7 protein-coding genes are annotated in these 6,813 nt (G+C 60.6%); 1 reads left to right on the top strand and 6 read right to left on the bottom strand.

Going from position 1 to position 6,813, the window contains the following annotated elements; all coding sequences use genetic code 11:
• Window positions 1-140: 140 nt before the first annotated feature.
• From HU750_RS22875 to HU750_RS22860, 4 genes are all read right to left on the bottom strand, one after another.
• Window positions 141-866 carry a dienelactone hydrolase family protein gene (locus tag HU750_RS22875; protein ID WP_186682537.1) on the bottom strand — a complete coding sequence of 242 codons (726 nt, stop codon included), beginning with the start codon at window positions 864-866 and terminating at the stop codon, window positions 141-143.
• Between the two features lie 64 nt (window positions 867-930).
• Window positions 931-2,835 (bottom strand): molecular chaperone HtpG, encoded by a 1,905-nt coding sequence (htpG, locus tag HU750_RS22870; RefSeq protein WP_186682535.1) that lies wholly within the window; start codon window positions 2,833-2,835, stop codon window positions 931-933.
• A gap of 70 nt (window positions 2,836-2,905) precedes the next feature.
• Window positions 2,906-3,388, bottom strand: coding sequence for a PaaI family thioesterase (locus tag HU750_RS22865; RefSeq protein WP_186682533.1), 483 nt, complete (start codon window positions 3,386-3,388; stop codon window positions 2,906-2,908).
• Window positions 3,385-3,861 carry a PaaI family thioesterase gene (locus HU750_RS22860; RefSeq protein WP_186682531.1) on the bottom strand — a complete coding sequence of 159 codons (477 nt, stop codon included), beginning with the start codon at window positions 3,859-3,861 and terminating at the stop codon, window positions 3,385-3,387. The genes HU750_RS22865 and HU750_RS22860 overlap by 4 nt, the downstream gene beginning before the upstream one ends.
• 153 nt (window positions 3,862-4,014) lie before the next feature.
• Between HU750_RS22860 and HU750_RS22855 the strand changes: the two genes are divergently transcribed.
• Window positions 4,015-4,290 (top strand): hypothetical protein, encoded by a 276-nt coding sequence (locus HU750_RS22855; protein ID WP_027592869.1) that lies wholly within the window; start codon window positions 4,015-4,017, stop codon window positions 4,288-4,290.
• A gap of 67 nt (window positions 4,291-4,357) precedes the next feature.
• Here the strand turns inward: HU750_RS22855 and HU750_RS22850 are convergent, their stop codons facing one another.
• Together HU750_RS22850 and brnQ are read right to left on the bottom strand one after the other, a co-directional pair.
• Entirely contained in the window at window positions 4,358-5,107 is a 750-nt protein-coding gene (locus HU750_RS22850; RefSeq protein WP_099428721.1) for a DUF599 domain-containing protein, read from the bottom strand.
• Window positions 5,108-5,330: 223 nt separating this feature from the next.
• Complete coding sequence (gene brnQ / locus HU750_RS22845) at window positions 5,331-6,644, bottom strand: branched-chain amino acid transport system II carrier protein (protein WP_027592871.1); 1,314 nt, start codon at window positions 6,642-6,644, stop codon at window positions 5,331-5,333.
• Window positions 6,645-6,813 lie beyond the last annotated feature (169 nt).

Below are 6,813 nucleotides of genomic sequence, written 5' to 3'. Positions count from 1 at the left end.
CAGCGTGTGCTCCCACTCGTGCTCGCAGCACCTCCGGCAGTCAGCTTGCCATTCACCGCTCTCACTCCTGATTCTAATACCCCCTCAAGACACAAGCCGGCTTGCCGGCGAAAGGGCCGCGCAGCGGCCCCCATGCACGGTCAGCGCTGGAACACTTCAGTCAGCAGATTGTGCATCGAGCGGAACGCCCGCTCCGATGTCTTGCGGTCGTACTGCATCTTGCCCGGTACATTGGCATTCGGGTCAGTGAACGAGTGCACCGCACCACCGTAGCTAAGCAGCTGCCAGTCGACCTTGGCCGCGTTCATCTCCTCCTCGAACGCCGGCAGTTGCTCCTTCGGCACCAGCGGGTCCGCTGCGCCGTGCAACACCAGCACCGAGCCCTTGATACGCTTGGCATCTTCAGGGTTCGGGGTGTCCAGCGTGCCATGGAACGACACCGCCGCCCTCAGGTCGGCGCCCGTGCGCGCCAGCTCCAACGCACAGCAACCGCCGAAGCAGAAGCCAAAGGTGGCCACCTTGCCAGGCTCAAGCAGTGCCTTCGACTGCGCCAGCAACTGCGACAGCGCTTCATTCATGCGCTTGCGCAGCTCGGCGCGGTCGTTCTTCAGCGGCATCATCGCCGCCCCTGCCTCGTCGGCATTGGACGGCCGCACCGACTGCCCATAGAGGTCGGCAATCAGCACCACATAGCCCTTCTCGGCCACTTCCTTGGCAATGCGCTCGGCACCTTCGCCAATACCCATCCAGTTCGGCGCCATCACCAAGCCAGGCTTAGGTAGCGCACCGGGCTCATGGACCAGACGGCTTTCATACGTTTTGCCGGACAGGTGATAAACCAGCGATTCGACGATTACCTTGCTCATCAAGCACTCCTTAAGGCTTCACCATGAAAAAAGCCCGCCGAAGCGGGCTTTCCTTTGCATCAACTCAAGCAGATAGCTCGACCAGCAGCTTGTTCAGGCGACGAACGTAGGCCGCCGGGTCTTTCAAGCTGTCACCGGCCGCCAGGGCCGCCTGATCGAACAGGATGTGCGACAGCTCGGCGAAGCGGTCTTCGCTCTGCTCGTTATCCAGCTTCTCGATCAGCGGGTGGGTCGGGTTGAACTCGAAGATCGGCTTGGAATCCGGCACCTTCTGCCCGCTGGCTTCGAGGATCTGACGCATCTGCAGGCCCAGGTCCTGTTCGCCGATGGCGAGGATAGCCGGCGAGTCGGTCAGGCGGTGGGAAACACGCACCTCGGCAACGCTTTCACCCAGCGCGCCTTTCAGGCGCTCGACCAGCCCTTCTTTGTCCTTGGCGACTTCTTCCTGGGCCTTCTTGTCTTCCTCGGAGTCCAGCTTGCCCAGGTCCAGGTCGCCGCGGGCAACGTCGACGAAGCTCTTGCCGTCGAACTCGTTGAGGTAGCTCATCAGCCACTCATCGATACGGTCGGTCAGCAGCAGGACCTCGATCCCTTTCTTGCGGAAGACTTCCAGGTGCGGGCTGTTCTTGACCTGCGCGTAGGTCTCGCCGGTGAGGAAGTAGATCTTGTCCTGGCCTTCCTTGGCGCGGGCCAGGTAGTCGGCCAGGGCGACGCTCTGCTCTCCGCTGTCGTCATGGGTGGAGGCGAAGCGCAGCAGGCCTGCGATTTTCTCTTTGTTGGCGAAGTCCTCGGCCGGGCCTTCCTTCAGCACTTGGCCGAAGTTCTTCCAGAAGCCCTTGTACTGCTCAGGCTCGTTCTTCGCCAGTTTCTCCAGCATGTCCAGCACGCGCTTGGTCAGCGCGGTCTTCATCGAATCGATGATCGGGTCTTTCTGCAGGATCTCGCGCGATACGTTCAGCGACAGGTCGTTGGAGTCGACCACGCCTTTGATGAAGCGCAGGTACAGCGGCAGGAACGACTCAGCCTGGTCCATGATGAACACGCGCTGCACATACAGCTTCAGGCCACGCGGTGCTTCACGCTGGTACAGGTCGAACGGCGCGCGGGCCGGCACGTACAGCAGCGAGTTGTATTCGAGCTTGCCTTCAACCTTGTTGTGGCTCCAGGCCAGCGGGTTTTCGAAGTCATGGCCGATATGCTTGTAGAACTCCTGATACTCCTCGTCCTTGATCTCGGTACGCGGACGGGTCCACAGGGCGCTGGCGCGGTTGACGGTTTCCCATTCCTCGGCTGGCTGTTCTTCGCCTTCGGCAGCGGCTTGCTCCTTTGGCAGCTGGATCGGCAGGGCAATGTGGTCGGAGTACTTCTTGACCAGGTTGCGCAGGCGCCAGCCATCGGCGAACTCCTGCTCGTCCTTCTTCAGGTGCAGGACGATGCGGGTACCGCGCTCTGGCTTGTCGACGGTTGCGACTTCAAACTCGCCCTCGCCTTTCGACGACCAGTGCACACCCTCGGAGGCTGGCTGGCCAGCGCGACGGCTGTAGACGTCGACCTTGTCAGCCACGATGAAGGCCGAATAGAAGCCCACACCGAACTGACCGATCAGGTGCGAGTCCTTCTTCTGGTCACCGGTGAGGTTCTTCATGAAGTCGGCGGTGCCGGACTTGGCGATGGTACCCAGGTGGGTGATGACGTCTTCGCGGCTCATGCCGATGCCGTTGTCGTCGAGCGTGATCGTACCGGCGTCCTTGTCGAAGCTCAGCCGAATGCGCAGATCCGCGCCGCCTTCGAGCAGGTCCGGCTTGGCCAGGGCCTCGAAACGCAGCTTGTCAGCGGCGTCGGAGGCGTTGGAAACCAGCTCACGCAGGAAGATTTCCTTGTTGGAATACAGCGAGTGAATCATGAGGTGCAGCAGCTGCTTTACCTCGGTCTGGAAGCCCAGGGTTTCCTTTTGTGTTTCCACACTCATGGTCTTCAAAACTCCGATCAGATGACAGTGGGCGCCTGGCAGCCGGTTCGGCCTGCGTTGATGGCGGATGTCATGCAGATGGGGGCTGCCCAGACGATTTCAAGGGCTTTTCCGGTTCGATCTTGAAATGCGCCCGCGCAGTGGCGATTGGCGACTGCCGATCACCCTGCCAGGCGGTGATGGCGACATTAGTCACCCGCCGCCCCTGACGCCACAGCTGGCACTGGGCATACGTGTCGCGAAAATGACCGGCGCGCAGGTAGTCGATGGAGAAGTCGATGACCTTCGGAATGCTCGCACTCTCGCTGAAGATCAGCAGGTACAGCGCTGCAGAAAGCTCCATGAAGCCTGCGATCACCCCGCCGTGGATCGCGGGCAGTAAAGGGTTACCAATGTTGTCCGCACTGGCGGGCAGTCGAAACAACAGGTCCTCGCCCTCGCGCTCGCATTCGATGCCGATCAAGCCGGCATAGGGAATCAACGCCAGCAGGGGCCGGTAGTCACCGACCGCATGGGCCGCATTGAGCTGTTGACGGATTTCGCGCGGGATCATGCGTCACCTTCCTTGAGCCGGTTGCCAAAGCCGAGGCCGCCCTTGACTTGCGGCCCCAGGCGCATGAACGTGCCTACCACCTGGCAGATCGGCCGGTCGGGGTCGTCCTGGTAGGCACTGCCGCGTGTGAAGATCACATCCCGGGTAACCCGATAACACTGGGCGTGGCCAAAGATGTCCTTGCCGGCTTCGGCCGCGTGCATGTAGTCGATGCGCAGGTCCAGGGTCGGGCACACCTCGAATCGTGGCAGTGCACACAGGGTGGCCATGCCGCAGGTGGTGTCCAGCAACGTGGTCAACGCCCCGCCGTGCACCGCGCCGGTTTGCGGGTTGCCGACGATCGCAGGTGACCACGGCAGGATCAACGTCATGCCGTCGGCGTCGGCATGTGCCACACGCATGTGCAACAACTGACAATGCTTCAAGGCCGACAGAAAACGTTCAGCCATGGCTATCAAGCTTGAATCGCTCATCGCAAGTTCCAGGGCCGCTGATGCAACGGCATAAAAACGTTAAAAAGTCTATATAGAACGGGGGGTTATATATCTGTAACCTTCGCGGAACTTCTTCCTCGTAGTTGCACTCGAAGGAACAAGTCACTTATTCCACCAAGGAGATACACCCCCATGCGTAAACCTTTTGCTTTTGCTCTCATGCTGGCTGCTACCATGGGCCTGGCCGCTTGCGATAAAGCGAGCGAAGATAAAGCCCAGGACGCACAGCAACACGCTGAGCAAGCCCAGGAAAAGATGGGCGAGGCTCAGGATAAGATGAACGAAGCCGCCAAGGAAAACGCCGAAGCCGCCAAAGATCAGGCCGAAGCGCAGCAGAAGGCAGCTGAAGAAGCCGCTCCGTCGACGGAAGCAGCACCTGCTACTCCGGCCGAACCTGCCAAGCAGTAATCGGCGCGTACAAAAAAACCCGACAATGTCGGGTTTTTTTGTACCTGCAGTTTAAAGATTAAACGTTTCAGGCGCCGGAAACGGAACTTTCTTTAGCGGCGTCAATCGGCGCACTTTCCGTGGGCGTGTACACCATCACATCCAGCACATCGGAATGGAATTCGCGGCGGTACAGAATCAGCACTACGCCGACACTCATGCCCATAAATAACCACGGGCTGATAAACCAGCTCAACATGGCCATGCCAAAGTAATAAGCACGCAACCCGAAGTTGAACTGGTTGGCCGCCAGCGACAGCACCCTCGCCGCCCGTGAGGCAAATGCCTTGCGCTCCAGTTCATTGACCAGGCGCTCACCAATCATCGGCGCCGAACCGACCAGCACGGCTGCAAAGTTGTACTGGCGCATGCACCAGCTGAAGGTGAAAAAGGCATAGACGAACACGGTCGCCAGGCACAGCAGTTTGATTTCCGACATGCCCTGGGACGCCTGCTGCACCAAGGGCAGGTCAGCCAACAGCGACAGCGCCCGGTCCGAAGCGCCGAGCACAGTCAGAATGCCAGCAAGAATGATCAGCGTGCTGGAGGCAAAAAACGAGGCATTGCGCTCCAGGTTACCGATCACGCTGGCGTCAGCGATGCGGTTGTCGCGCAGCAACATGCGGCGCATCCAGTCTTCACGGTACAAGTGCAGCACGCTGGCCAGGCAGGCGGTGTCGCGGCCTTTCCAGATGGCATAGCGGGTATAGCCGCCCCAGCAGGCGACAAACCAGGCGATTGCCAGCAGGTTGTTGAGATTGCTTTGAATGAAGTTCATGCAGGTTTCCCGAAAGCCAGGTGCACAAGAGTAGAGACCGCATTTCGACGCCCGCAAGCCCGGAAAGACACACCGCTGTCACAAATTGTTTTTGCCTGCCCAGCCCATCGCCGGTGCACACAAACAAAAACCCCGCGCCCTTTCGGACGCGGGGTTTTCAGGTGAGAACCGCTGGCAGGCACCCTACGGCTTGTGGCCGGTGCCGCCCTCAGGTTTCAACCTATCAAGCCAGCGCTTCGCGCGGCTTGCCCAGCATGCGGTCGCAGACCACGGCAGCGGCCAGAGTCACCACCGACGGCACCAGCCAGGCCAGGCCTTGATCGCTCAGCGGCAGGTGTGCAGCGGCGTCCGGCAGGACATGCGCCAGGCTGCTGCCTTTGATCGCGTCGACAATACCGAACACCAGCGACACCAGCATGACCGGCGCAAGAATGCGCGTTGGCGAGTTCCACAGGTCCTTCACGAAGCTCAGGCCCACCACCACGATGCACGGCGGGTAGATCGCCGTAAGCACCGGAATCGAGAACATGATCAGCTTGGTCAGGCCCAAGTTGGAAATCAGCAGCGAGAAGCCCGCCAGGATCACCACCAGTGCGCGGTACGACAGCGGCAGAATCTGGCTGAAGTACTCGGCGCACGCGCAGGTCAGGCCAACCGCGGTCACCAGGCACGCCAGGGCGATCAGCACGGCCAGGAAGCCGCTGCCCAGCGAACCGAAGGTGTGCTGCACGTAGGCATGCAGTACGGCTGCACCGTTGGTAGCATCAGCCGCGATTTCGTGGCTGCCAGCACCCAGGCGGAACAGGCTGATGTACACCAGTGCCAGGCCCACACCCGCGATCAGGCCGGCGATGATGGCATAGCGGGTGATCAGCTTCGGCGATTCGACACCGCGCGAGCGGATGGCATTGACGATGACGATACCGAACACCAGCGCGCCCAGGGTATCCATGGTCAGGTAACCATCGGAGAAGCCCTTGGAAAACGCCGCGGCGGCATAGGCCGGTTGCGCTTCACCAATGGTACCGGCAGGCAGCGCGAACGCGGCGATGCCCAGCACGGCCAAGGCGATGATCTTCAGCGGTGCAAGGAAACGCCCCACGGTATCGAGCAGTTTGCCCGGATACATGGACACCGCCAGCACCACAATGAAATACACCAGGCTGTAGATGAACAACGCCAACGGGCTTTCACCGGTCAACGGCGCCACACCGACCTCGAACGACACGGTCGCGGTACGCGGCGTCGCGAACAGCGGGCCAACCGACAGGTAGCACACGGCGGCCAGCAGGCCACCGAAGAACTTGCCGATCGGGCTGCTCAGGGCATCCATGCCGCCACCGACCTTGGCCAGCGCGACCACGGTGATGACGGGCAGGCCCACGGCGGTCACCAGGAAGCCAAGGGCCGCCATCCACACGTGCGGGCCAGACTGCAGACCGACGATAGGCGGGAAGATGATATTGCCGGCGCCCACGAAAAGCGCAAACGTCATAAAGCCAAGCGCCAGGATATCCTGGCCTTTTAGAACTTTCATTTAAGGTAGTACCACACTGCTGAAATCGGGATTCGAGAGGGGATTTCCCTATGGATGAGGGAAATGCTGCCCGGCTTGGTGAGCCAGACCCGTTTAGCGTGTCGTTCCCTTTTGGGGGACGGGCACAGAGTGAACGCGTAGATTAACCGTTTTAACCGTTAAACGCACT

This window comes from Pseudomonas sp. SWRI50 (assembly GCF_014269095.1).
Classification (GTDB): Bacteria; Pseudomonadota; Gammaproteobacteria; order Pseudomonadales; family Pseudomonadaceae; genus Aquipseudomonas; species Aquipseudomonas kermanshahensis.
Note: the sequence above shows the minus strand (reverse complement) of the source record. Positions and strands in the feature narration are given on the sequence as shown.